Annotated in this window: 25 protein-coding genes; 13 read left to right on the top strand and 12 right to left on the bottom strand. The window is 57.6% G+C overall.

Features of this window, described 5'->3' with window-relative positions; all coding sequences use genetic code 11:
• Nucleotides 1-139: 139 nt before the first annotated feature.
• Both ASD01_RS23495 and ASD01_RS23490 read right to left on the bottom strand, forming a co-directional pair.
• Complete coding sequence (locus ASD01_RS23495) at nucleotides 140-385, bottom strand: hypothetical protein (protein WP_090429262.1); 246 nt, start codon at nucleotides 383-385, stop codon at nucleotides 140-142.
• 97 nt (nucleotides 386-482) lie between these two features.
• A complete protein-coding gene (locus ASD01_RS23490) occupies nucleotides 483-980 on the bottom strand; it encodes a TspO/MBR family protein (RefSeq protein WP_060644517.1) in 498 nt (165 codons plus the stop codon).
• Between the two features lie 385 nt (nucleotides 981-1365).
• Between ASD01_RS23490 and ASD01_RS23485 the strand changes: the two genes are divergently transcribed.
• On the top strand, nucleotides 1366-1923 hold the full coding sequence (locus ASD01_RS23485) for a fasciclin domain-containing protein (protein ID WP_034802194.1): 558 nt from the start codon (nucleotides 1366-1368) through the stop codon (nucleotides 1921-1923).
• 165 nt (nucleotides 1924-2088) lie between these two features.
• Here ASD01_RS23485 and ASD01_RS23480 read toward each other — a convergent pair whose 3' ends face one another.
• Nucleotides 2089-2784, bottom strand: coding sequence for an SDR family oxidoreductase (locus ASD01_RS23480; RefSeq protein WP_060529905.1), 696 nt, complete (start codon nucleotides 2782-2784; stop codon nucleotides 2089-2091).
• A 495-nt stretch (nucleotides 2785-3279) separates the two neighbouring features.
• Nucleotides 3280-4194 (bottom strand): MurR/RpiR family transcriptional regulator, encoded by a 915-nt coding sequence (locus tag ASD01_RS23475; RefSeq protein WP_034802198.1) that lies wholly within the window; start codon nucleotides 4192-4194, stop codon nucleotides 3280-3282.
• Nucleotides 4195-4299: 105 nt separating this feature from the next.
• Between ASD01_RS23475 and ASD01_RS23470 the strand changes: the two genes are divergently transcribed.
• Genes ASD01_RS23470 through ASD01_RS23450 form a run of 5 tightly spaced genes read left to right on the top strand, consistent with a single transcriptional unit; the run spans nucleotide 4300 to nucleotide 8430 of the window.
• Nucleotides 4300-5037 carry a transporter substrate-binding domain-containing protein gene (locus ASD01_RS23470; protein WP_159416306.1) on the top strand — a complete coding sequence of 246 codons (738 nt, stop codon included), beginning with the start codon at nucleotides 4300-4302 and terminating at the stop codon, nucleotides 5035-5037.
• Nucleotides 5038-5091: 54 nt separating this feature from the next.
• Nucleotides 5092-5781, top strand: coding sequence for an ABC transporter permease (locus ASD01_RS23465; protein WP_034802202.1), 690 nt, complete (start codon nucleotides 5092-5094; stop codon nucleotides 5779-5781).
• Nucleotides 5778-6521 (top strand): ABC transporter permease, encoded by a 744-nt coding sequence (locus ASD01_RS23460; RefSeq protein ID WP_034802203.1) that lies wholly within the window; start codon nucleotides 5778-5780, stop codon nucleotides 6519-6521. Before ASD01_RS23465 ends, ASD01_RS23460 begins: the two co-directional genes overlap by 4 nt.
• Nucleotides 6521-7636: a succinylglutamate desuccinylase/aspartoacylase family protein gene (locus tag ASD01_RS23455; RefSeq protein ID WP_060529903.1), complete on the top strand. Its 1116-nt coding sequence runs from the start codon at nucleotides 6521-6523 to the stop codon at nucleotides 7634-7636. Before ASD01_RS23460 ends, ASD01_RS23455 begins: the two co-directional genes overlap by 1 nt.
• Before the next feature lie 23 nt (nucleotides 7637-7659).
• Entirely contained in the window at nucleotides 7660-8430 is a 771-nt protein-coding gene (locus tag ASD01_RS23450) for an ABC transporter ATP-binding protein (RefSeq protein ID WP_082572972.1), read from the top strand.
• A gap of 34 nt (nucleotides 8431-8464) precedes the next feature.
• On the opposite strand, the gene ASD01_RS23445 is transcribed toward ASD01_RS23450, so the two are convergent.
• The 3 genes from ASD01_RS23445 to ASD01_RS23435 are packed head-to-tail and all read right to left on the bottom strand — an operon-like array spanning nucleotide 8465 to nucleotide 10264.
• Entirely contained in the window at nucleotides 8465-8869 is a 405-nt protein-coding gene (locus tag ASD01_RS23445; protein ID WP_034802206.1) for a DUF2177 family protein, read from the bottom strand.
• Nucleotides 8870-8882: 13 nt separating this feature from the next.
• Nucleotides 8883-9554: a ChrR family anti-sigma-E factor gene (locus tag ASD01_RS23440; protein ID WP_034802209.1), complete on the bottom strand. Its 672-nt coding sequence runs from the start codon at nucleotides 9552-9554 to the stop codon at nucleotides 8883-8885.
• A complete protein-coding gene (locus ASD01_RS23435; protein WP_309139286.1) occupies nucleotides 9551-10264 on the bottom strand; it encodes a sigma-70 family RNA polymerase sigma factor in 714 nt (237 codons plus the stop codon). The genes ASD01_RS23440 and ASD01_RS23435 overlap by 4 nt, the downstream gene beginning before the upstream one ends.
• An 89-nt stretch (nucleotides 10265-10353) precedes the next feature.
• Here ASD01_RS23435 and ASD01_RS23430 point away from each other — a divergent pair, with 89 nt between their 5' ends.
• The 3 genes from ASD01_RS23430 to ASD01_RS23420 are packed head-to-tail and all read left to right on the top strand — an operon-like array spanning nucleotide 10354 to nucleotide 13723.
• The gene (locus ASD01_RS23430) at nucleotides 10354-11712 is read left to right on the top strand and encodes an NAD(P)/FAD-dependent oxidoreductase (RefSeq protein ID WP_051659616.1); all 1359 of its coding nucleotides are present in this window, start codon (nucleotides 10354-10356) and stop codon (nucleotides 11710-11712) included.
• Entirely contained in the window at nucleotides 11649-12509 is an 861-nt protein-coding gene (locus ASD01_RS23425) for a DUF1365 domain-containing protein (RefSeq protein WP_335669416.1), read from the top strand. Before ASD01_RS23430 ends, ASD01_RS23425 begins: the two co-directional genes overlap by 64 nt.
• Complete coding sequence (locus tag ASD01_RS23420; RefSeq protein WP_034802214.1) at nucleotides 12506-13723, top strand: SAM-dependent methyltransferase; 1218 nt, start codon at nucleotides 12506-12508, stop codon at nucleotides 13721-13723. Before ASD01_RS23425 ends, ASD01_RS23420 begins: the two co-directional genes overlap by 4 nt.
• Nucleotides 13724-13729: 6 nt before the next feature.
• On the opposite strand, the gene ASD01_RS23415 is transcribed toward ASD01_RS23420, so the two are convergent.
• The 4 genes from ASD01_RS23415 to ASD01_RS23400 form a co-directional block, all read right to left on the bottom strand.
• Nucleotides 13730-14536, bottom strand: a complete 807-nt coding sequence (locus ASD01_RS23415) for an SDR family NAD(P)-dependent oxidoreductase (protein ID WP_034802217.1) — start codon at nucleotides 14534-14536, stop codon at nucleotides 13730-13732.
• Nucleotides 14537-14607: 71 nt separating this feature from the next.
• Complete coding sequence (locus ASD01_RS23410) at nucleotides 14608-15801, bottom strand: MFS transporter (RefSeq protein ID WP_244495300.1); 1194 nt, start codon at nucleotides 15799-15801, stop codon at nucleotides 14608-14610.
• 137 nt (nucleotides 15802-15938) lie between these two features.
• A complete protein-coding gene (locus ASD01_RS23405; protein WP_034802220.1) occupies nucleotides 15939-16442 on the bottom strand; it encodes a DUF3833 family protein in 504 nt (167 codons plus the stop codon).
• 66 nt (nucleotides 16443-16508) lie between these two features.
• The gene (locus ASD01_RS23400; protein WP_034802223.1) at nucleotides 16509-16898 is read right to left on the bottom strand and encodes a hypothetical protein; all 390 of its coding nucleotides are present in this window, start codon (nucleotides 16896-16898) and stop codon (nucleotides 16509-16511) included.
• A gap of 470 nt (nucleotides 16899-17368) precedes the next feature.
• On the opposite strand from ASD01_RS23400, the gene ASD01_RS23395 reads away from it, so the two are divergent.
• Entirely contained in the window at nucleotides 17369-18136 is a 768-nt protein-coding gene (locus ASD01_RS23395; protein WP_034802225.1) for an alpha/beta fold hydrolase, read from the top strand.
• A 261-nt stretch (nucleotides 18137-18397) separates the two neighbouring features.
• Here the strand turns inward: ASD01_RS23395 and ASD01_RS23390 are convergent, their stop codons facing one another.
• On the bottom strand, nucleotides 18398-19297 hold the full coding sequence (locus tag ASD01_RS23390) for a LysR family transcriptional regulator (protein WP_034802228.1): 900 nt from the start codon (nucleotides 19295-19297) through the stop codon (nucleotides 18398-18400).
• A gap of 116 nt (nucleotides 19298-19413) precedes the next feature.
• Here ASD01_RS23390 and ASD01_RS23385 point away from each other — a divergent pair, with 116 nt between their 5' ends.
• From ASD01_RS23385 to ASD01_RS23375, 3 genes are all read left to right on the top strand, one after another.
• The gene (locus tag ASD01_RS23385) at nucleotides 19414-20346 is read left to right on the top strand and encodes a VOC family protein (protein ID WP_034802231.1); all 933 of its coding nucleotides are present in this window, start codon (nucleotides 19414-19416) and stop codon (nucleotides 20344-20346) included.
• A 133-nt stretch (nucleotides 20347-20479) separates the two neighbouring features.
• On the top strand, nucleotides 20480-21169 hold the full coding sequence (locus tag ASD01_RS23380) for a hydrolase (RefSeq protein ID WP_060644516.1): 690 nt from the start codon (nucleotides 20480-20482) through the stop codon (nucleotides 21167-21169).
• A gap of 71 nt (nucleotides 21170-21240) precedes the next feature.
• Complete coding sequence (locus ASD01_RS23375) at nucleotides 21241-21513, top strand: XapX domain-containing protein (RefSeq protein ID WP_051659618.1); 273 nt, start codon at nucleotides 21241-21243, stop codon at nucleotides 21511-21513.
• Nucleotides 21514-21674 lie beyond the last annotated feature (161 nt).

The raw sequence follows: 21674 nt of genomic DNA, 5'->3' as shown, positions 1-21674 counted from the left end.
TGGCGGCGAGAAGTTCACCCACATCCCCTGCCTGAACGACAGCGCCGAAGGCATGGCCGTGCTCGAACACGTCGTGCGCCGGGAGCTTGCCGGCTGGCTACAGGGAACCGGCAAGAATAACGGCTAAGGCACCCCAAATTCATTCGGATTGCCTTTGCAGACGTCCAAGCAGCAAGGCGATGTCTTCCTGGATGTCCAGGCATATTTCGCGATACCGTCTAAGGTCTTGCTCAGGAGACTGTTTCCTCAAAAGTTCGTCGACCCTCATCGCGGCAAGCGCGTAGGTCTCGAAAAGAAGATCGAATTGCTCGCCGTCCAGAGCGCCTAGCTGTTCACGATGACGAGGCAACGCAAGGGCGACGCGGGCTCGCCCGATCTTAGCCAAAGATGTCTTCATGGAGCTAGCGGCCGAGCACATTTGAGCTGTCCAGAGCGTTGCATGCGTCAAAGCGAGAACACCTATTGCCTTCGCGCCAACGCCATCAATTGAGGAACCAGATTGCGAAATTCAGTACGGCCGCAAAGGAGACCCACGCTGCCAGCGGCAAGAGGCAAAGTGCCGCTTTCTTGTCGAGGCGCCAGGCCTGCGCGATCGTTGCGAGGATAAACCCGATTTGCACGATGATGTTCACCAGGCCGGCGACCGGACTTTGCATGGCGAAAAACATCCAGGACCACAACGCATTGAGGGCGAGCTGAACGTAAAATAGCGCCAGTGCCGTCCGCCTGCCCGGCGTCCTGGCAGGGAGGATCAAGAGCCGCCAGGCAGCGTGAGCCATGAGGATGTAAAGCGTTGTCCAGACCGGAGCAAACACCCAGTTCGCAGGATTAAAACTCGGCTTCTCTAGCGCTGAATACCAGCGTTCGAGGTTTGGATAGGTCGCCAATTGTCCTAGTATGGATGTCGCGGCGACCGGTACAATCGCAAGTGCCAGCGCACGGACCCAATTCATTTTGTCATTGGAAGTTTGTTGCAACATTCTTCTACCCCTTAAGGCCGTGCCCTTCGTTGACCAGACCCGTCTCATTCGGCGAGGACTGCAGACCCGCGGGCGGCGCTGGCGAGTGGTTGCCGTCGAAGCGCCAGCCGACGCCTTATTTTCCCTTTTTACGTATGACCTTGCTGATTGGATCAGCGAATTGGAGATGGGATCTTGCGCGGCCCGGCGAGCACCAATCCAGCTCTCTCACTCGTTCACTACGGCAGCGGTCCTGCATTGAGTCGGTTCGCCGCAGCGTCGGTCATATCGGACGCGACGGTGATCCAGTTTGGTAAAGACGGCGTATTGATGGTGCTGGACAACGTCTGGCGAACATCGGTTGGGAACGCCCGCACGGTGCGGGCCAGCAAGGAGGAATGCACGAATGAAACGGTCCCTAAGACGTACCGCCGCGATCGCGTCTATTTTCGCTCTGGTAGCCTTCGCTGCTAATGCCGACAACCCCATGGTCGGTGGAGCGGCCATGTCCGAAAGCAAAAACATCGTGGAAAACGCAGCAAATTCGAAGGACCACACGACACTCGTTGCAGCAGTGAAAGCCGCCGGTCTCGTGGATACGCTGTCCGGTGATGGCCCGTTCACCGTGTTTGCGCCGACGAACGCAGCTTTCGATGCCTTGCCTGCCGGCACTGTCGACACACTCCTGAAACCCGAGAACAAAGAAAAGCTAGCCAAAGTGCTGACTTGTCATGTCGTTGCTGCCAATGCGCTTTCCGATGCGGTCGGCAAGATGATTGCCGATGACGGAGGGAACCATTCAGTCAAGACCGTGGGCGGTTGCACGCTTTCGGCAAAGATGGATGGCGACAAGATCACACTCACTGACGAAACGGGTGGCATTGCCACTGTAACGATCGCCGACGTCAAGCAGTCAAACGGTGTCATTCATGTGATCGACAAAGTGCTGCTTCCGAAAGCGTAGTAAAACATATCGTGGTTGACCACATGCGTTTGCCGCCGGCTAGGTCGGCGGCAAACTGGCAACATCGGTCCCTGCGCCGTTCACCGTCAAACGATGGCAATGCTTGAAATACCGGACGTTTTCGCCGTGGACCAAAGATCTAAGTGCTGTGCCCCCTAACAATGCTCACCACTCAACGGGCAGGCCTCCATAGTCGAAGAACCCTCCGGTGTTTTCCGGCGTCAACCGATCAATAACCCGGAGCATTGCACATGCGCTCTCACTGGGATCCAACCGGCGGTGGTGAGTGGAGTAGTCTGCCGTCATTTTTGTCGCGACCGTTCCTGGGTGGAGTGCGACGACCACCGCGCGCGGATGGGTGCGGCTCAGTTCTACGGAAGCTGTGCGGACGATCTGGTTGAGCGCAGCCTTCGACGCTCGGTAGGAAATCCAGCCCCCCAGGCGATTGTCTCCGATCGACCCGACCCGGGCAGACAGGAAGGCGACTATGCCGCGGTCGCTGCGGACGAGCTTCGGCGCGAAGTGTTTGAGAACGAGTGCCGGTCCAATCGCGTTCAGCGCGAATTGCCGCATCATCACATCTGGGTCGACTTGCTTGAGTGATTTTTCAGGACCCACGCCGTCGACAACAAGTCCGCCGGTCGCACAAAAAACAAGATGCAGCCCATCTACAGTCTCCGCTGCTACTGCTGCGACACTCTCTTCGTCTGTGATATCGAAGGAATTGTCCCTACGCGAGAGCGCTACAAGCTGCAGGCAATTGGGATCGGACCGGAGTTCGCCGGCGATTGCGGATCCGATGCCGCCGCTGGCTCCCAAAACAACGGCGCGGTATCCTTTAGCAAGTGACGTAAGCGGCATCTTTCAATCCTCCTCTAAACACCAAGACCCTCGTCCAGACGTTGCAGGAAAGCGCTGGCGCTTTGCCGATACTCATTTCTCCGGTCCTGCGTCATGCGCCGTCAGGTGGCGTAGGGGTGTTGAAGTCTTCGGTTTGCCGAAAGCTCTTGGTCGCCAAAAATAAAGATCAGTCTGCGACAGCATTTCATGGGGGAACACCGTTTGAAAACCCAAGAGCGTTTACGAGGGGAACGGCTCGTTGGATTATCGCATAGCGTGGCCGCGAAGGTTTTTCGGCGCAGCAGAGGGAGTTCGGCCCCTATAGAGGACTCACGCTTGGCATCGCCAAAAGTTTCCTTAGGCGACGGATATGCCCTGTCCAGCGGACGCGACGGGAGAGAGGGCGTATTTGATAGGACAACGACGCGTGAGTGGATCCTCGGCAAGTTGACCTGTGAGCGAGAGCACCGATGGCTACCCTTCGATCCTTCGTGGCCTTAAGGGATGGTGGGCTCGTCAATCGCCTTCGGTCAGGTATGACGAAATAGCCTTTGCAAGCTGCTCTGCTCGCCTGACATTGTCAGGATCCGCCAGCATGAAGTCGGACGCCAGGGCTTCGATGATTGCCATGGCCGGGACGTTTGTGGCCGAAAGAACCGGGTGTCTGGATGGCGCGAGAAGCAATCGGTCGGCGAATTGAGCCAGCGGAGCGGCTGGAGAATCCGTTATGGCGACAATTTTCGCCTTTTTGTCACGCGCAAATCTGACGATCTCGACAACATCCCTGGAATACCTGGGAAGAGATATTGCAACCAGTACGTCGCCTTCTCCAATCGACATCGCACGCGCGGCAGCCGACTCCGTTCCTCCGTATTGAGCAACATTCACAACTTCGTCTCGATAAGGTTGCAACGAAAGGACCAGCATTGCCGCGAGGTGCGCAGAAAGGCCAAAGCCTATCACGAATACCCTTCGAGCCGCTCTTATGTCACCGCAAGCAACGCGTATGTATTCGGCGGTCTGCGGGCTCTTGAGCGCGTCGATGTTGGAGCCCGTCACCTCGATGCTGAGTTCGACACCCTGGCTGCGTTTATCGAGGTCTCTTATCGAGGCATCGAGCTTGGCGACAGGCGCTATCAATTCGCTCACCATAGCGGCGATGGACGATCGAAACTCCGAAAAGCCCGCCAATCCGAGGTCTCGAACAAAACGGCTGACGCTTGAAGCCGAAGTTCCCGTTGCAGAAGCAAGTTCCTCGATGCCATGCGTTGCCACGAACATCGGGTCCCGGAGCACAAAACCGGACAGTGCCCGCTGCGAAGCCGATCCGTCCCGCAGCAGCCTGCTGAGTTCGAGACCTAAAGCAGAGGTGGCGAAGCGTCGATCGGCTTCTGCGTTCCAGGTGAGGGATGTCTGAAAATTTTCTTTCATTTGTTGACTCTATGAAAATATCCTGCCATTGAGAAGTCAGCTTAGCTGATTTTGGGAGGAAATCGCATGCGAATGAAATTTCTCGCGTCAATCGTTGCCACAACGATGCTCGCCGGTACTGCGTTTGCGGAGGATCTTCGCATAGGGGTGGAAGGAAACTATCCGCCCTTCTCAGTAGTTGCTCCCGATGGAACGCTTTCCGGCTTCGATATCGACATCGCAAATGCGATCTGTGCGAAGATGAAGAAGAACTGCGTGATGGTGCAGCAAGAATGGGACGGGATGATCCCGGCGCTTAATGCCAAGAAGTTCGATATCATCGTGGCTTCGATGACGATCAACGAAAAGCGCAAGAAGGTCGTCGACTTTTCCAACCCCTACTACGACGTCCCGTCGCGATGGGTGGCGCGCAAGGGTGACTACAAGAGCTGGTCGCCGGAAGAACTAAAGGGCAAGACGATCATCGTCCTGCGCAACTCTCCGCGGGCCGAGTATGTTGCGAAAAACTACCCTGACAGCACCGTTTTGGCGGTGGACAAGGAGCCGGCCGTCTACCTGGAACTGGCGTCGGGCCGCGGGGACATCGCCTTCGGATCGTCGGTCGTTTCGGCCGAATCTTTTCTGAAGAAGCCCGAAGGAAAGGACTTTGAGCAAGTCGGCGACACCCTCTTCTTGGGCGAGGACGCCGACGGCGGCGTCGGCATCGCCGTGCGTAAGTCAGATGGCGCTCTGCGCGAGGAAGTAAATGCCGCTCTGTCTTCCATCATGAGCGACGGTACTTACAACCAACTGTCGGGCAAATACTTCGACTTCGACGTCACGCCGCAATCGGCAAAGAAGTAGTTCTTTTCCCGCGATCGGCGCCTGGGCGGCGCCGGTCGCAAGGGGTGCTGTTCCATGTTCCAAGGTTATCTACCGATGATTCTGGGGGGGCTACGTGTGACCCTCAGCGTGGCGTCGGTCTCACTGGCGATCGCCTGTGTTATCGGCCTGATTGGCGCGTCTGCAAAGGTCTACGGCGGGAAAGCGGCAAGATTGTCGGCTGCCGCGTACACGACGACGGTGCGCGCTTTGCCGGATTTGCTTGTTATGCTCGTCGTCTTCTACGGCGGCCAGATCCTGCTCAATTCCATCTCCGAAACCTATGGGTGGGGTTATCTCGATGTCGATCCCTACATAGCCGGCGTTAGCACAATCGGCTTTGTATTCGGAGCTTACCTGACCGAGACGTTCAGGGGAGCGATCCTGAGCGTGCCGGCGGGGCAAATCGAGGCTGGCTTTGCATATGGTCTTTCCCGCTGGCAGGTGGCCTTCTACATTCTGCTGCCGCAGATGATACGGCATGCCGTGCCCGGCCTGACGAATACGTGGCTGGTCATGTTGAAAGCGACAGCGCTGGTTTCGATCATCGGGCTCGACGATATGGTCCACCGGGCCGGGCTTGCGTCTGCGGCGACGCGGGAGCCATTTACCTTCTACGCGCTTATCGGCCTCATCTATCTCGCGGTCACCACATTTTCGGTTCTCCTCTTCGGAGCGCTTGAGAAGCTTTCTTCACGCGGCGTTCGCAGCGGAGGTGCTGCATGATCGACTGGGAAATCGTTGCCGATAACCTGCCGGCATTTGCGGGCGGTCTGGTAAACACTTTGATCCTGTTGGCAACCGTCGTCGTCAGCGGTTTTGCGGTCTCGGTGCCACTGGCGCTCGTGCGCTCGATGCGGTCGCCCCATTTTTCTCGCGCGGTATGGCTGTTCACCTACGGCATCCGCGGCACGCCGCTTCTTGTTCAGCTGTTTGTCATTTACTACGGAATTGCTCAGTTCGAATTCGTGCGCAGCAGCGCGATATGGCCGCTATTCCGCTCTCCGTGGTTTTGCGCGTGGCTTGCGCTGACGATCAACACTGTCGCCTATACGACCGAGATATTCGCCGGCGCGATCCGAACCACGGCGCCAGGCGAAATCGAAGCGGCACGTTCGATCGGCTTGAGCCGCGCGGCGGTTCTCAGGTACGTGATCTGGCCATCGGCCTGGCGTCGCGCACTGCCGCAATACGGCAACGAGGTGGTAATGATGATGCATGCCACCGCCCTTGCGAGCACGGTGACGATTGTCGAGGTGATGCGGGTCGCGCGCGACGTCTACACCAATTATCTCGTGCTGGCGGAATCCTTCGGCGTCGCCGCCGCAATTTATCTGTGTCTGACCATCGGTCTCACCACTTTTTTCCGCTGGCTCGAGACGCACTTTTTGCGGCATCTCTCCCGCTCGAACGCTCCGAACGCCAGAGAGAAGCCAGCCGAGCATCTCAACCCGAAAGTTGCGTGATGAAAGAGACAATCTTTGATATCGAAGGTCAGGGACCCGGCACGCGGCATAGCTTGAAATGTGTCGAATTCGGGCGGCACGCAGACACGCCACTCGTCTATATTCAAGGTGGTCTCCATGCCGACGAGGCTCCCGGCATCATCGTCGCGCATGCGCTTTGCGAGACGTTGGCGGAGCTTGAGGCGGCCGACGCGATCTTCGGCTGCGTTCGGGTCGTTCCGGTTGCCAATCCGGTCGGGCTGTCTCAGTTTTCCCTTGGTCAGCAGGAAGGCCGTTTCGATCTTTATGACGGACGGAACTTCAACCGGCATTATCCGGATTTCGGACCCAAGCTGTCCGCCCGGCTTTCCAACCGCTTGGGCACAGACGCTAGCGCTAACACGGCCGTCATCCGCGCCGAGTTGATGGCCCTGGTTGAGGAATGGCACGTCGTCACCCCCTCGGACAACGTTCGAAAATGCCTCATGAAACTTGCGATTGATGCCGATTATGTGCTGGATCTTCATTGTGATGGAGAGGCTGAAGTTCATCTCTACACGCAACCGCATTTCGCACGGATATTCTCGTCGCTTGCGACGCGTCTTCACGCCCGAGCGGTGCTGCTTGCTGAGATCTCAGGACTCAATCCGTTCGACGAGGCCCTCGTGCGCCCATGGTTGGACCTGGCAAGAGCGCTGCCCGACGAAAACATCCCGCTTGGCTGCGCTTCGACCACCGTTGAGTTGCGCGGTCGTAGCGATGTGGATCGGCGACGCGCCTGGAGCGACGCCGAGGCGATCGTCGAGTTCCTACGCGATCTAGGGGTCGTCAAGGGTTCGGCCGCGCAGGCGCCGGCCAAGCTGTGCGAGCCCACCCCGCTCGCAGGTTCAGAAGCTGTCATTTCACCGTCTGCGGGGGTCGTGAGCTACGCACTCGACCTTGGCCATCATGTAAGGGCTGGTGATGTGATAGCTGAGATCATCGACCCGCTTTCAGGAACGGTGACGGCCGTGAAGGCGCAGACATCAGGTGTGTTCTACGCACGCGCTGACAGCCGCATCGCCGAGCGCGGTAAACGCCTTGGCAAGATCGCCGGCAACGATGTGTTCCGCAACGGTCCACTTTTAAGCCCATGAGCGCCAAGGCGCGGAGACAGACTATGACAGCGATGCTCGAAGTGACCAACATCCGAAAGAGGTTCGGCTCCGTTGAGGTGCTCAAAGGCATCTCGCTCAGCGCGAGGCGCGGAGATGTGATTTCCATGATCGGCGCGTCCGGCTCCGGAAAAAGCACGTTCTTGCGATGCCTCAATTTCCTGGAGCTCCCGTGTGAGGGCAGCTATCGGTTTCAGGGAGAAAAACTTGACCTGAGAAAGGCGTCGAGCGGAGACCTGACGGTACATGACCCCAAGAAGCTCGCTTCGATGCGCTCGCAGTTATCAATGGTCTTTCAGCAATTTAACCTGTGGGGCCACATGACGGCGAGGGAGAACGTGATGCTGGGGCCGATGCGCGTACAGGGGATAAGCCGCGCTGAGGCCGCTGAACGAGCCGACGCATACTTGGCAAAGGTTGGCGTGTCGCACCGCCGCGATGCCTTTCCGGCATTTCTCTCGGGCGGAGAACAGCAGCGAGTTGCGATCGCCCGGGCGCTCGCGATGGAACCGGAGATCATGCTTTTCGACGAGCCGACCTCGGCGCTTGATCCGGAGCTTGTCGGCGAAGTGCTTCGGGTCATGCGGGGATTGGCCGAGGAGGGAAGGACCATGATCGTCGTCACCCACGAAATGGCATTTGCCCGCGACGTTGGCAATCATGTCATCTTTCTCAGCCAAGGTGTGATCGAGGAACAGGGCGATCCACGCGACGTTCTGAGCAATCCGAGTTCCGAACGTCTTCAAAGCTTTCTTTCTTCGCGTCACACGAATTGAGCGGCCCCTGGCCGCTTCAATCTCCGAGTTGGGGTCAAATCAGCTTTTGTACGGCCGAAACGGAAAAATATCCGGCGAGAGCGGACGCCGTGGTGATGAAGACACCCCACACCATGTCCACCAAGCTTACCTCCAACGACCACCCCTTGATCGTTGCCAGATTTGTCATGTCGTAGGTGCCGAAAGCGACAAGGCCGAGCAGAGCTCCCGATACCAGTGCTGTCGTCCAACGTCCGGAGCTGAGCGCAGGTATGACGGCAAAATATGAAACACCGGTTACATAAATGACGTAAAATGCAGCGGCGGCAATGAGATTTGGATGCTCGAGCAGAAGCTCTCCAATTCGGCTGCGATAGAATTTCGACGACCCGGTCAGCCACAAAAAGTCCAAGCCGAGAAAGACGATCGCTGTCGCCACGTAGGATATCGCGTAGGTCATCCGTCGCCTCCGATCAGATCCGAAGGACAGGTTGAAGCAAACGCATAAACCAGCTCCGGAACCTGAGCGGCGCGTCGGTTACCGCCAGACAGATACAATCTTGCTCAGGCGTTGCCAGGGGCTGGTGTTCAACGCTCGGGTCTGCCTCCTCTATATCTCCGCGGGCGAACAAGAGTTCTCCGTCATTGAAGCTTCCGCTGAGCACTAGCGTCAATTCGCGCCCTCCGTGGCTGTGTTCCGGCACGGGTTTTCCGGCCGGTATGCGAAGCAGACGGGCCGTTGTCGACCGATCGGCCAGCTTGATCGGAATGTGATAGGCGCCACGTCCCAGAGACTTCCATTTCAGCTCCGCCAGATCTCCTCCAAGATAGGATCGCAACGGTTCCGGGATGGTTGGCGGCGAAACGACTTGCATTACTCTCGCAGGTTGCTTCGGCGAGACGCTTGGGTGAGATTCCGCGGTTCGTAGGCGCTCTTTCAACCGATCGAAAGACGAGATTTCTATTGGCACTGGCTCCATGCTCTCGAGCAACTCTCCGGCCGTATTCTCCATCAAAGTCAGTCTTGTCCGGCAGTTGGGGCACAACGCAAGATGCGTTGCAACAGCAAGCCGCCAACCCTCTTCAAGCGTGCCGGATGCATATCCCACCAGCAATTCGTCGCTCACATGATGACGGATATTCATTTTCCGTCCTCCAGCGCAGCCCGAAGCCTCGCAAAGGCAAGTCGGATTCTCGACTTCACCGTTCCGAGCGGCAGGTTCAGCTTGGTGGCAATCGCACTGTGAGAGCAATCGTCGAAGAACGACAGCGTCAGCAATTGGATTTGTTCCTGAGGCAAGTCCTTCATGGCGTCCTTTAACCGGGTCGCATCCTGGCGTTCCGCCAGCTCGTTCTCCGCGCTTTTGGCATCGTCTGCCACAAATGCGGGGTCATTGACGTCGAAATCCGGCCTCCGGTTCTTGCGGTAGGCGTCAATACGAAGGTTGCGGGCAATCGTGAAGATCCACGTACCTGCGTTACCGCGTGTCGCTTCGAACTGGCCTGCCTTGTTCCAAACGGTGATCATCACTTCCTGCATCAATTCCTCGGCGATGTTTGGATCACGCGTAAGGCGCGCCATATAGGCCTTTACGCGCGGAGCGTAATAGCGAAACAGCGCCTCGAAAGATTCAATATCTCGCTTGCGACCGACTGCCTCGAGCAGAGAGCAGGCTTCATCTTTAGTCAGTTCCCCGCCCGGCTCTACCATGCGTCCACGCTTCTTCTGCCTCCCAAGGTCGATCAGCGGCTCATGCCCAGATCGAACAAATGGGATATCTGGAACAGCGGTAGCGGAAATCGCAAGAATTGTCTCCATGGCACCGATTACGATGCCTTCTGCTTCTTGGATCATTGTTGTCCAAAATTTTTCAAGGTGATCAATCCGATCGGGAGATTTTTTCGTAGTGCGTTCGTAATTGTTCGTCAGATTGAGGGGATAACATGCGGTTTGATCGGGGTATGAGGGGTGAATTCGGGCAACGGCGTGTCGCTGTGATTGGCGCCGGTATCTCGGGAATGTCCGCGGCTTGGCTACTCGGTAAAAGCTTAGAGGTCGTTCTTTACGAAGCCGGCGACAAACCTGGCGGTCATGCCAACACCGTCCTCGCGCCGACGGCTGTTGGACCGGTTCCGGTCGATACCGGGTTCATCGTGTACAACGATCGCAACTATCCCAACCTTGTAGCGCTGTTTGACCACCTTGACGTCCCGACCCAAGCTTCCAATATGTCGTTCTCCGCTTCATTGGATGGCGGGGCATTCGAATACTCGGGCTCTGGATTGACAGGCTTGTTCGGTCAACCGTTAAACGCACTTCGTCCGCGCTTCTGGAGAATATTGTCAGACATTTTGCGCTTCTATCGAGAAGCTCCCAAAGCTCTTAATCGGCTAAATCTCGCTAGCAAGACGCTGGGGGAGTATCTCGACGAGAATGGCTACAGCAATGCCTTTGTTACCGATCATCTCCTTCCCATGGGCGCTGCGATCTGGTCCACAACGACCAAACGCATGCGTGATTATCCGCTGCATGCCTTCATTCGATTCTGCGACAGTCATGGTTTGCTTGCATTGACGGACAGACCTCGTTGGCGAACCGTAACCGGCGGAAGCCGAGAATATGTCAGCAGGCTGATGTCGGACTATTGCGGTGAGCTTCGAACAAGAAGGGCAGTCCGGGAGATCCGCCGCGAGGTGGGGACGGTGGTCATAACAGATCGTGATGGCAATCGTGACACTTTCACGGATGTGGTCATCGCAACTCACGCCGATCTAGCGCTGGCGATGCTTGCCGAGCCTGACGCACGTGAAAGAGAGCTGTTGTCCGCGATCAGCTACACAAGCAATAAGGCGGTTCTGCACTCAGATACCTCATTGATGCCCAGGCGGCGAAACGTGTGGTCGAGCTGGAACTACATTGGCGCGTCGGATGATTGTGGTGAGCGCCAGCTTTGTGTGACCTACTGGATGAACCGATTGCAAGGGATCGATCCGGCGACGCCGCTTTTTGTGACGCTGAACCCGCATCAAAAGATAGCCAGTGAGCGGATAATCGCGACATTCGATTATGACCATCCCCTGTTTGATCAGCGAGCGTTGGCGTCTCAAAAGGAGCTTTGGGATCTCCAAGGACGCGGCGGTGTCTGGTTTTGCGGGGCCTACTTCGGCAGCGGATTTCACGAAGACGGACTGCAGTCCGGGCTTGCGGTTGCCGAGGCCATCTCCGGCGAGCGGCGTCCATGGACGGTCCGCGACGATTCTGGCAGGCTCCCCTGCGAGATCGGTTACGCGGCGGCTCAATGATGTCGAGGTCGGCTCTTTACAGCGGCCAGGTGTGCCACGTTCGGTTTAGACCCCGCCGGCATAGGCTTTCCTACAGGGTCTTTTCGCTGCTCCTCGATCTGGACGAGTTGGCTTGGCTGGACAGCAAGTTGCGCCTGTTCGGCCATAATCGCTTTGCTCTGTTCAGTTTTCGCGACAGCGATCACGGGAATGGTGAAGTAGGCGCGCTACGCAGTTGGGTCGAACGCCAGCTTTCCGAGGCCGGGGTGGACGTGAAGCAGATGCGTATCCGTGTGCTATGTTATCCCCGCATACTCGGCTACGTTTTCAACCCTTTGACGGTCTTTTACTGTGAGGCAAGCGATGGCCAAGTCCGGGCCGTTCTCTATGAGGTCTGCAACACATTCCACGAACGCCATACCTATGTCATTCCGGTGAGCGACGACGAGGGCGGAGCGATCCGGCAGTCGTGCGTCAAAGAACTTTACGTTTCTCCGTTTGTACCCATGGATTGCCGCTATGAGTTCAACCTCAGGCCGCCGGGGGAAACCGTGTTCGTCGGCATAACCGAAAACGATTGTGACGGGCGACTTCTCACGGCTGTATTTTCCGGAGAAAGGGAAGAGATCTCGGATAAGAGGCTTTTTCTAACCTTCCTGAAACACCCCATGATGACAGTAAAAGTAATGGGTGCGATCCATTGGGAGGCGCTCAAGATCTGGCTAAAGGGCATGCCCGTGCATCGTCATCGACCGGCGGACCTGCGGGTCGCCACAACGATTGTCTCCCGTTTCGAACAGAAAGACACCTTGGCATGAGCGAGCTTGATCAGGGTGCGGCATTTTCAATATCGTCGGGCCGCCCGCTGTGGCAAAGAATAGTATGCGGTTGGCTTGCCCGTATCAAACGCGGGCAGTTGCGCGCGGAGTTCCCCTGTGGGGCAGTGCATTTGGTCAAAGGCGACGTCCCCGGTCCGACTGCAGCGATCGTCTTTACGAACTCAAGAGCGGTCTGGCGTATGCTCACAAGCGGCAGCCTCGGGTTTGCTCGATCCTATCTTGATGGCGACTGGGAGACGCCAGACCTGGGAACGCTTATGGATTTGGCGCTTGCCAACGAAGAGACCCTCAAGCCAGCGCTCGCCTCTCGCCCGCTAATAAGCCGCCTCGCTTACCTCCGGCATCTGTTCAGACGAAACTCCCGTGCCGGGAGCCGCCGAAATATCGCGTTCCATTACGACCTCGGGAACGATTTCTACCGCGCATGGCTCGATGAGACGATGACGTACTCTGCCGCCATCTTTGAGCGGCAAGGGCAGTCACTCGGTGAAGCCCAACAAGCCAAGTACGACAGGATCCTGAGTGAGCTGCGAATCGGTCCGCAAGATCATGTTCTTGAGATCGGTTGCGGCTGGGGCGGGTTTATGGAGTACGCGGCCTCGCGCACGGGGTGTCGCATTACCGGGCTGACTTTGTCGAAGGAGCAGGCCGACTTTGCGAGAGCTCGGCTGGCAAACAAGGGATTGTCTCCGTTGGCCCAGGTGCGGCTGCAAGACTATAGGGATTGTGAAGGACGTTTCACCAAGATCGTCTCAATAGAGATGTTCGAAGCCGTGGGAGAGGAGAATTGGCCGGTTTACTTTGAGAAGCTGCGCACGAACCTCGCTCCTGACGGACAAGCGCTGATCCAGGTCATCACGATCGACGAGAGGCGGTATGAGCGGTATCGGCAAAACGCCGATTTCATTCAAACCTATGTATTTCCCGGTGGCATGCTGCCTTCTGCGGCAGTCTTCAGGCAGGAGGCTGTCACTTCCGGCCTACGGGTGCGGGATGCATTTTCTTTCGGCCGTGACTACGAGAAAACCCTGCTCTTGTGGGAAGGTGCTTTCCTCAAAAGTTGGCACAAGATTGAATCCGCTGCATTCGACGAACGGTTCAAGCGCTTGTGGCGCTACTACCTTCACTACTGCGCCGCCGGCTTTCGCAACGGGACCATCGATGTCTACCAGTTCCGGCTCGAACCAACGTGACGGAGGTCAGGTCTGCTCCTCACGCAACATGCGGCGCGTCAAGGCGAACCTCAGGCTTGGAGGAAGCGCCTTCAATAGCTTCAAGACCACTTTCATCCTCCACGGGAATGCGATCTCGAACTTCCCCCGCTCAAGCCCGCGCATGATGTATTCCGCCGCACTTTCCGAAGAGATCAGGAAAGGCATTGGAAAGTCATTCTGACGCGTCAAGGGCGTATCGACAAATCCTGGATTGATAATTGTCATCTGAACGCCTTGCCGTTCAAGTTCGGGATAAAGGGCTTCGCACATGTTGATCAAGGCGGCTTTGGTCGCGCCGTAGCCCGCGGCACCAGGAAGACCGGTGTAGCCTGCCACAGATGCCATGACGGCAATCCGTCCCGACCGGCGCGTCGTCATCGCTGGCATGATCGCCTGCAAACAGTTCACGGTTCCCATGATGTTGAGCCCGACCATCTCTCCGATCGACGCGGCGTCGAAGGTCGACAGGCTATCGCGCCGGTACGTTCCTGCGCCGAAGACCGCAAGGGAAATCGGACCCAGGCGCATTTCAATGTCGCGTACGGTGTTTTCTGCCGCTTCGCGGTCGGTCACATCGAGGGGAAAAGAATGGATCTTTTTCTCCAGTGATCGTGCGAGAGTATCGAGCTCCACCGAGTTGCGCGCGCTTACGGCGACGGTCCAGCCGTCAAGTGCCAAACGGAGTGCAAGCGATTTCCCGATGCCGGAGCTTGCGCCGGTAACCCACGCCACCTTTCGACGATCCGTCTCGTGGAAGGCGTGATTGTTGATTAAATCGCGACCGATAGTCATGGAAACCTACCTCAGTGGGCGATGGGGAAAACGTGTCATCAACCTGGCAGCCGTAGACGAGCGCAATACCGTCAAGTCCGACCAATAAGCTCTCGTTGGGCCACACGATCGATCGGAAAGCCCCACATGAGCCCGATTGCTGCGAGCTTCGGGACGATTGGTGCCCAGGCGTAAAGCAACGAAAGACCCTTGAGAGCGTCGGGCGACGAACGATCTTGAGCCGGGTCGAAGCCAATCAGACTGAGCATGGGAAACGTCACCCCGACTGCTGTCGCCAGAGAGAGCTTCGTGGCAAGTGCCCACGCCGCGAAATACATGCCGGAACGCTGAGAGCCTGAGACTGCTGTGTCGTTGTCGATTACGTCTGCCTGCATGGATGGAGGCAAAACAAGGTCGAAGGCGAGCAGAAGACCGGTGCACACGCATATCGCACCAAAGGCGACCAGGTCTCCGTCGCCGAGAAATCCTGATGCCGCAAAGATCGAGCACGTCACCAGCATAGCGCCGCTCCAGGCCTTGTGCTTGCTCCAGCGCCTTGCGGCCTTTACTGCGAGCGGTACGCCAAGAACTGCGCATGCGAAATAGAGTAGGAGAAACGGGCCGCGCCATTCCGCAGCTCCCAGACGCCCTGAGACAAAGTAAAGAAACAAAGTAGCTGGGATTGCGTTTGCAAATCCATTCAAAAGAAAAGCGGCGATGAGACGCAGGAACGGCCGGTTCTTCGACATGAAAACCAGGCTTTGCATCAGGCCAAACTCCCGCGTCGACCGATTGACGGGTTCGGGGACGAAAACGAAAGCCATAAGCCCTGTGAGCGGAAGCAAGACCGCGACAAGAACGGCTACCGCCTTCAGCCCATCGGCGTTATTTGCCCCAGCCGTCCCAAAAGCGAAGGGGAGGCTGATGGCCGATAAAGTCCCGATAAGCGTCGCGCCTTCGCGGAAAGCTGCAACGCGTGTTCGCTCGGCATAGTCGGTTGAAAGTTCTGCCCCCCAGGCGGTGTAGGGCAGAGAGGACCAGGTAAAGCCAAGTGACAAAAGGCCACCCCATATAAGCAGATAACCGAGCCCGATTGTTTGAGGCGGCCAAAAAAGCATGAACGCGGCGACCGCGGTTAGCGGAATTGACGCAAGAAAAAAGCCACGCCGGCGACCGCCAACGCCATTCCACCGGTCGGCAAGCCAGCCGAATATCGGATCACTCGCTGCATCAAGAAGACGAATGGCAAAAAGTGCACCGCCGACGGCCGCGACCGGTAGTCCCATGACTTCGGAGTAAAACGTCGGAACGATGACGAAAGCGGCAGCGCAAGCGCCGCCAATGGGAACGCTGGAAGCGCATAGAGGATGAGTGTCGAAGGGTGTGACCTGGATGCTCGTCTGCTAGACACTTTCCACATCAGTCACTGTCTCCTGAATTCGACACGCGTCCAGGCAACCGGCAATCCGAATTTCGTCACATAGGCGGTATTGAGGACACGACCGTCATTGTTCAATGTCATGGTGTCGTGAAAGCGAACTTTGTTCTTGCGGTTTTTTGAGTCGAGGAAGACCAGATAGCTGAAGCGCGCGACATTATCTTTAATCCGCACCTGCGTCTCTCCAATCACGTCCTCGCGCGTACCCCTGTATCTGCCGGGTCCATCCTTTATGAACCGCCACGTCTTGCGATCTCGACTGCCGTCATCGAACCTGAAATCTTCCCTGAGCGTCAGGGTGCGGCCGTCCCATTTTCCGACCAACTGGACTTCGAATGTCCTTTTAACCCCGGTGATGCTTTGAAAGCTTCCCTCGGCGCTCGACCTGCCTGTAAAGAAGCTTTCAAGCGAAAAGGACCCGGCGGCCGCTGGCGCAACCAATGCAAGGTTCATGGCGAGGACCGTAAGAAAAACGCTGAAGATGCGCATGCATTTCCTCCGTCAAATCGATTGCGCGGCATAAGCTTCAATACGCGGCCTCCTTTCGCTGCCACATCAAAGCTCGGGACCTATTCGGGCGATACCGGTCTTTCCGTCGTTCCGGATCCACTTCAGCTTTTTCTGTTCGACCCGGTAGAGCTCGAAACACATCGGGCGACCGTCGTACCAGGTGCGAAACTGCTGGCAGAGACGGTCAGACTGTATCCACCAAGTGCCGGTGTCTTTGGGTTTGACGAACCGGCCGAGGCCCAAAGCTTCCCCGTCACCGTCGACACTGCCACTTCTTCGATAGTTTAGCGGGAATTCCCCACCCAATGGAGCTTCAAGGAAGATGCGCCTGCCGACGATCTCTCCCTTGATCTCGTTTGCTCTGTATTGCTCCGCAGCGGCCTCTGACGGTACGGCTGCGCACACAGCTGCGATCGCTATTGCGGTTCGGAACATGGCTCGTTCGTTCGCTCCCGTTGTTTTTCGTCAGCCTGGATTACGAGAAGTGGGCGCGGTTGGATCAGTCCGGATGAGCCTTGTCGTGATTTCGATAAGCGCCACGATCCGCGCCTCATTCGTATTCGTATAAAAAACTGAACCTACCGCGGCAGATGCTCCATCGCGTGCCGGAGGCAGTCAGGCGACCCATTACAGCTGGAAGAAAAATACGCCGGTATATTGCCGCCGGAGATTGGAAAAGCTGAAGCAGCTGAAGGATGAGAATGCGCGGCCGGACCCTCGCAGTGGCGATCTGCGACGCAAAATAGCGCTCTGGCTTCGTTGCGCAAAAAAAATTAGTCGCGCGCGATCTATTAGCGCGGTTGACATGTCTCTTTTGAGGCAATATAGATTGTGCACAAACTAATCGGGCGCGATAAAAACTCCCTCGTAGCCTGTATTGGACCGAAGCCACAAAGGATATCGTCATGTTTAAACTCGCTGCGACCGTTGCCTTAATCGCCGCTCTCCTGTCCGGCGGGGCTGTTGCCCAGCCCGCAAAGCCCACAGTCGTTCTCGTTCATGGCGCTTTCGCCGATGCGTCGAGCTGGAATGGTGTGACGAAGATCCTTCAGAAAAACGGGTTCACGGTCGTTGCCGCTGCCAATCCACTGCGCAGTGTCGCAGGCGATGCGGCCTATGTTTCAGACATCATCTCGAGCATCAAAGGATCCGTCGTCCTCGTCGGGCATTCCTACGGAGGCCAGGTGATCTCGACCGCGGCAAACGGCAAGGACAACGTCAAGTCGCTGGTCTACGTTGCAGCCTTCGCTCCGGAAGCTGGAGAAGCAGCTGCCGATCTCGCCGGTAAGTTCCCCGGGGGCACGCTTGGCCAAGCGCTCGCCGCCCCGGTAAAGCTGATAGGTGGCGGCGTCGATCTTTCCATCGACCAGGCGAAGTTTCACGACCAGTTCGCCCACGATGTTTCAATCGAGGATGCTGCACTGATGGCCGCCGGCCAGCGCCCGATCACCGAAGCTGCCTTGACGGAAAAGTCAGGTTCGCCCGCCTGGAAGACGCTGCCCTCCTATTTCATCTATGGGGACGGCGACAAGAACATCCCAGCGAAGGCACTCGGCTTCATGGCCGAACGGGCGGCCTCCAAGCACACTGTCGTAATCGAGGGTGCATCCCACGTTGTGATGGTGTCGCAGCCCCAAGCCGTCGCAGACGTGATCGAAGAGGCTGCGAAGTAGTCTCTGAAAACTCCAGTGACCAAAGCCGTCACCCGAGAGGGTGGCGGCTTTGCCGTGACGGGGCGGTTCAGCCATTGCGGCGGCGCCGACGGGCCGAGGCGTGTGCTAGCGCTTCAGTGACAGCATCGGCGAGGCGCTGCTGTTCGACGCCATCCTGCGGGCGAAGCGCCGGTGCTGACGCGCGCGAACCCTGCGTCAGAATGACTGAACGCCAGGCGCTAACAGCCGCATCGGGTTGTAGCTCCGGATCCATTTCGCTCGTCAATCAAGCATGATCATGTGAGCCGGCAACTGTTCTTCGAAGAATTTCGAGAAGGTCGCTATGCGGGGCGGCAGCGCTTGATAAGGCGGATAGTATAGGGTCAGCCAAAGTTCCGGGGGCGACCAGCCTTGAAGGACATGGACGAGGCGACCGCTGCGGACTCGCTCCGCGATATGAAATCCCGGAAGCATGGCAACGCCCGCTCCATCGGCGGCCATGTCGGCAAGCACCTCGCCGCTGTTGGCGCTGAACGCCCTCCCGGCCGTGATGGTCGTGCTCGATCCGCCATCAGAAAGGTGCCAGGTCTCCCGCCTGCTTTCGCCGCTGTATGCAAGGCAGTCGTCCGGCGTCAACTCGCTCGGGTGGTCCATCTCGGTGAACCGGGTGCCCGGCGCCGCCACCAAAATTCTCGGCACGGCCCGGATCTTGCGCCATATCGTAAACTTGTCCGATGGCTGGGATGAGATGCGGATCGCGAGATCGTAGTCATCATCGACGATGTTGACCAAGCCGTCCGAGAGCGAGATTTCAAACGACATTTTTGGATAGAGTTCTCGAAAGCCGGACAGGATCGACGGTAGAACGGTTTTACCGAGCCAAGTCGGAGCGCTTATTCGCAAGCGACCCTGGTCCGCCTTATGAGCGTTTCTTACGTCGCGTCTGGCGCTTTCCAGCGCCTCTAGGGACGGCTGGATTTGCGCGGCAAAGACGGCGCCGTCCGTCGTCAGCGAAACCTGGCGCGTTGTCCGCACAAACAGCTGCACGCCGAGATCGTCTTCGAGCGCGGCGATCGCCCGCGTAACTGCGGCCGGCGTCATATCAAGCTCGCGTGCAACCTGCGCGAAGTTGCGCTTCTCAGCCGCCATAAGGAAGGTCTTCAGGGCTTTGTAGTCGTTCATCGCATTGTTTCAATTTTTGCAATTCATTCGAGATAAATATTGCAATTCTTTGCGCCAATCAACCCGGCTATAACCTTGTCTATCGACGGACAACGTCAACGGAAAGGGCACTGGCCATGATCAAGGATATCAAGGGACTGCATCACGTCACTTCGATGGCGTCGGACGCGCAAAAGAACAACAGGTTTTTCACCAACACGCTCGGCCTGCGCCGGGTGAAGAAGACGGTCAACTTCGACGAGCCCAGTGTCTACCACCTCTATTACGGTGATGAGTTGGGCACGCCCGGAACGGTCATGACCTACTTTCCCTTTCCCCATATAATGACCGGACGGCCCGGTGTCGGCGAAGTCGGCGAAACCCAGTTCTCTATCCCGAAAGGAACGCTTAGTTTCTGGAAGGAGCGCCTGGTTGCTCAAGGTGTCGGTGGCATGCAGGCTGAAACGGTCTTCGGCGCAGAGCGCTTGCGCTTCACAGGCCCTGATGGCGATGGCCTCGCTTTGGTCGAAACGGCTATAGACGGGCGGGCGCCATGGCTTGGTGAGGGTATCTCGGAGGACAACGCCATTCGCGGCTTTACCGGCGCCCGTTTCAATCTGCACGACACTGCTGCGACCGAGGAATTGCTGCGCTTTATGGGCTATGAGATTGCCGGAGTGGAAGGAGACGTCACGCGATTGATCCTTCCTGGTGGCAACGGTGCAGACACCATTGAACTGGCGGCCTTGCCGAAGACGCCATTCGCCCGTCAGGGGGCGGGTTCGGTCCACCATATCGCTTTTGCGGTCGAAAATCGGGAAAAGCAACTCGAAGTGCGCAAGGCCCTGATGGATACCGGCTACCAGGTAACCCCCGTCATCGACCGGGACTATTTCTGGGCGATCTATTTCCGGACACCCGGTGGTATCTTGTTCGAGATTGCAACCAACGAGCCCGGCTTCGACCGTGACGAGGACACCGCCCATCTCGGCGAGGCGTTGAAGCTTCCGAACCGTTACGAGCCTTTCCGCAACAAGATCGAGGCCGGTCTGGTTCCGCTTGCCGCTTAGAACCGTCGAATCTGATACGCACGACTTAACCAACCGACAACCTTGAGCCGGCTACTCGCGCCAGCCGGCTCGTCTCCGAAACCCTTCTCATTTCAACCGTCGCACGCCGGCGACACCAAACGGAGTATTCCAGATGTCCAAGCTCGAAGTTCTGACCCCGCAAAACAGCCAGCTTATCTTTATCGACCAGCAGCCGCAGATGGCTTTCGGCGTGCAGTCGATCGATCGCCAGGCTCTGAAGAACAACGTCGTCGGCCTCGGAAAGGCTGCCAAGATCTTCAACATCCCGACGACGATCACCACTGTCGAAACCGAGTCCTTCTCCGGCCACACCTATCCTGAACTGCTCGCCGTGTTCCCGGAAAACGACATCCTTGAGCGCACTTCGATGAACTCCTGGGATGACCAGAACGTCCGTGATGCCCTGACGAAGAACGCCGCCAACGGTCGCAAGAAGATCATCGTCTCGGGGCTCTGGACCGAAGTCTGCAACACCACCTTCGCGCTTTCAGCCCTCCATGATGTGCCGGACTACGAAATCTACATGGTCGCCGACGCGTCGGGCGGCACCTCGGCCGACGCCCACAAATATGCGATGGACCGCATGGTCCAGGTTGGCGTCATTCCGGTCACCTGGCAGCAGGTACTGCTCGAATGGCAGCGCGATTGGGCTCGCAAGGAAACCTACGACGCCGTCACTTCGCTGGTGAAGGAGCACTCCGGTGCCTATGGCATGGGCATCGACTATGCCTACACCATGGTCCACAAGGCCGGCGAACGCGTCACCCACGGCAAGCGGATCGGCCCGAACCCGGTCAAGTGATGCAGTAGGCAGCCGCTCTGACCGGGTCGAACCGGTAAGGGCGGCAGCCTCAACAGGTGAGGATCACCCGCATGAAACTTTACCTCATGTCACTCGGCGCCGGACTTCTGGTCGGAATCGTCTACAGCCTCCTCAATGTCCGTTCGCCAGCGCCCCCGGTCATTGCCCTTGTCGGCCTTCTTGGGATTCTGCTCGGCGAACAGATCGTCCCCTTTGCCAAGACCCTGTGGAGCAACGAGACGGCGGCAATCTCGTGGATCAACCAGGTCAAGCCGCACGTGTTCGGCCACCTCCCGGGCGGACAGACAGCGGCTCGCAAAGTTAACGATCGCGAGAGTGTCTGATCATGCCGACAAGACGCTCGTTCCTCGGTGCCGCCTCGTCGCTGGCGCTGCCCGCTCTCTTCTCGTCGGCCCGCACCGCCGGCGCCCAACAGACCGGAGATACTTCGATGACGCCCGACCTGATCCTTCACAGCGGCCTCGTGACGACGCTCGACCGCGCC

The sequence above is a fragment of the Ensifer sp. Root423 genome, assembly GCF_001426275.1.
In the GTDB taxonomy this organism is placed as follows: Bacteria; Pseudomonadota; Alphaproteobacteria; order Rhizobiales; family Rhizobiaceae; genus Ensifer; species Ensifer adhaerens.
Note: the sequence above shows the minus strand (reverse complement) of the source record. Positions and strands in the feature narration are given on the sequence as shown.